Genomic DNA, 3,198 nt, shown 5'->3' with positions numbered 1-3,198 from the left:
CGAACCCTGGAATCCAATGGCAGCCTGATCAAACGGCATTGTTCAGGGCCGACTATTTAAGCTGGCATGCGCATCCTGCATACTGAAGGACGGCAACGTAGCGCTCTTAGTCCAAGAGAGACAGCTTTGTGCATGTTGGTCTCGAGCTTCGTAGGACTGGCATCGAAGGAGAATCCGCGGATCCCCATCGCGTCTTTCCAAAAAGCCTGAAGACTGTACGCAGGCAAGCACTTGAGATGCCCAACGGGTGAGAGAACTGAATCGAGGTCATGTCTTCATTTGTTTGGGATCCCGAACATGTTCGGCGACCCGACCGACATCATCTGAGTGCCGCCGGTCCAGTTGAAGCCGAGCATCGGCCGGGCGCCTTCGTTCAGTCTACGACGTATTATGTCGGAGCAACTACTTTATTAGGCACTTTTCCGGGCTGGGATCTGCCTCGATCTTCGTGCCGATCGCTCTTGGAACCTGTTCATCGATCATAAAACAGGTGATTTGGCCATTGATCAGGCGGCCGAGGATTTAAATTGGGCCTAGCCTTGTCCCGCCGCGCAAGCGCAGCGAAGTCGCACATCGACTCAGGCCCTTGCAGGTGCCGTCGTTGCTGTCAGCAACACGATGGAGGTCCGTTCGCTGATCGAAGACTTGGGACTTGACTGTCGCACGGCGCCAGCCAACTATTATTCGTCGCTTACGACGATCGGATTACACCGACAGAACCACAGCAGATTTTCCCACGCAGCCGCGGTCGGCGGCATACTAGGAGGTATTGCCCCGACCTACTGTCGGCCTTACGATCTCTGAGGCATCTGTGGCCGATGCCGTGGCCCACCCGCCTGAGATTCAATCCGAACTGAGTTACCGCAACTTTCGTGACATTCCGAAAAGCCGGCTCCGTGCGCCTCGACCTTGGAGGCGGTGATCTTACACAGCCACTTGGCAGACATTCCTGGAGCGTGCTTAGCGGGCGCCTTCTCCGCGCACGACGGGCAAGCTAAAGGTCTTTGGCCGTGATAAGCCCTGTTGAGAACCTGCCCTCATATCCGTCCCATCTTTGCCTTCATCTCCTCTCGTACTCCAACGCCTTATTGATGCACCGGAGCAAGACCTTCTCATCGAACGGCTTACTCAGAAAACAGATCGCTCCCGCCTCCAGTGCCCGCGTCCGGGTGGTGTCTTGAGGGAAGGCTGTAATAAAAATGATCGGTGTGCGTACACCTTGGGAGACTAAAAGCTGTTGGAGTTCAATCCCGCTCATCTTTGGCATCTGAATGTCCAAGATTAAACATGATGTTTCTCTCAGGACAGCGGATTTCAGGAAATCTTCAGCAGATGAAAATGGATGAGTAGTAAACCCTAGCGCGTTGAGAAGACTCTTTATTGCAAGGCGAACGGACTCGTCATCGTCAACAATCGAAATGATTGGATGATCTAGCAAGTGTCCCGCTCTCAAACAGCCGAGGAACAGAAAATTGTTGTTTCAGGATGATATCACGCGGCAATGTTACCATCCGGATTCGGCCGAGTGGTATCATACTTAGGTTTTATGAACAGATTTTATAGGACAATTGTCTTAGTCCCCAAGTGCTTCAGATCAATGCGGCCACGCATGAAGCAGTCCAGCGAGTACGCAAAACCTCTACTGCCTCAATGATCGGTGCCGAGAAAGCACTGTGCGCTGCCAACACCGATTTAGAGCAATCGGGACTTCCGCCTTGAGCATTATACCCGCGGCATCATCACGGTCACCGGAGTCTGCTAGCGTGAATCGGCCCCGGGGATTGCCGAATTGGCTTGATACCTAGCGTGCGCTTAATTCAACAATCTCTGCGCGGCCGCGATGGCTTGCTTATGGCAATGTGTTGACGCGGTCCAAAATATCTTTCGCGATAACATCGTAGTTTCCATCAAGGTGATGACCTCCAGGGCGTTCGATTAACGTTGCACCACTCAACTCTGGTAAGGTACATGCGGTGCCACCATCGTCCTTTTCTTCCTTGCCGTAGAAGCACATCACACGCGAAGCGGGGAGCGCCTTGAGGGCGGATCGAATGTCAACCTCAGTCCCGGCGCTAGCACCGAGATAGCCTTTAATGGAGATTTCATAGATCGCCGTCGGTTCTGCTCCAATGAGGACGATCAACCCGACGTCGTTGCGTACGGGTTCCGCCAGCTTGCTCCAAACTGGCGGGATGACATCCGCTCCCATGGAGTAACCGAGTAGTATGACGCGGCGGGCCTGCCAATGTTGCCTGTAATGGGTGATGATGAGCTCAAGATCATGAGCAATCTGAGATGGTTCCTTCCGAGTCCAAAAATAGCGAAGCGAATCCAGTCCTACGACGTCAATCCCGCTTCTCGAAATTGTTTCGGCAATGGTTTTATCGAGATCCCGCCATCCGCCATCGCCAGATAGAAAAATCGCAAGTTTCGTTGCCTCGGTGTTAGCCGGAAGCTCGACTACAGGAAGATCGTTGAGGCTGCTAACCGGGGCAGAGGCCATCTCAAGAGCGGCCCTTACACCAGCCTCAAACTCCGCCGCGACCGAGACAATCTGCAAAGAAATGTTGGACTCCTTCACGAGGAATTCCTTCGTCTCCTGTGGGGGCTCGGACGACGCGATCAGCACCCAATCCCCGGATAATGCAGCAGTTGGAACGTAGGAGAACCCGCCCGCAGGCCGCGCGGTTGCGTTGGCGCTAGGGCAAAGCGGACGAGCAGAGTCGAGGAATGGCTGGAATCCGATACTTATACCAACTCCCATTGATCAGAACCCGTGAGCCCAATCACGCAAGCCGATGGACATGATCGTCCAAGGCTGATCGATGAGTTTGGTCCAGGCCGCGCAGCAGTGATCGAGAATGTCCGCGTAGGATGTGAAGATCCGGTTGGAGATCCAGTTCTCCCTCATGAATTGCCAAATATTCTCCACAGGGTTCAACTCGGGTGCTTTCGCCGGCAGCGGCAGAAGCGTGATGTTGGCCGGCACCGTCAGCTTGCGCGACACATGCCAGCCGGCTTGATCCAAGACCAGCACCGCATGTGCTCCGGGCGCCACGGCCTGCGCGATCTCGGCCAGATGCAGGGACATCGCCTCGGTCGTGCAGCGCGGCAGCACCAGGCCGGCGCCCTTGCCCTGTGCCGGGCAGATCGCCCCGAAGATGTAGGTGGAGGCGGTTCTCAAATCCCGCGGGGCCG

3 protein-coding genes are annotated in these 3,198 nt (G+C 55.1%); all 3 read right to left on the bottom strand.

What is annotated here, in order from left to right; translation table 11 throughout:
* Positions 1 to 1,060: 1,060 nt before the first annotated feature.
* Positions 1,061 to 1,438, bottom strand: a complete 378-nt coding sequence (locus OC446_RS29785) for a response regulator transcription factor (protein ID WP_262032501.1) — start codon at positions 1,436 to 1,438, stop codon at positions 1,061 to 1,063.
* Positions 1,439 to 1,849: 411 nt separating this feature from the next.
* Complete coding sequence (locus OC446_RS29780; protein ID WP_262032500.1) at positions 1,850 to 2,581, bottom strand: virulence factor family protein; 732 nt, start codon at positions 2,579 to 2,581, stop codon at positions 1,850 to 1,852.
* Between the two features lie 186 nt (positions 2,582 to 2,767).
* The coding region (locus OC446_RS29775; protein WP_262032499.1) for an IS630 family transposase at positions 2,768 to 3,198 on the bottom strand (431 nt) is incomplete at its 5' end.

Origin of the sequence: Microvirga sp. Mcv34, from assembly GCF_024519725.1 — a bacterium.
GTDB lineage: Bacteria > Pseudomonadota > Alphaproteobacteria > Rhizobiales > Beijerinckiaceae > Microvirga.
Note: the sequence above shows the minus strand (reverse complement) of the source record. Positions and strands in the feature narration are given on the sequence as shown.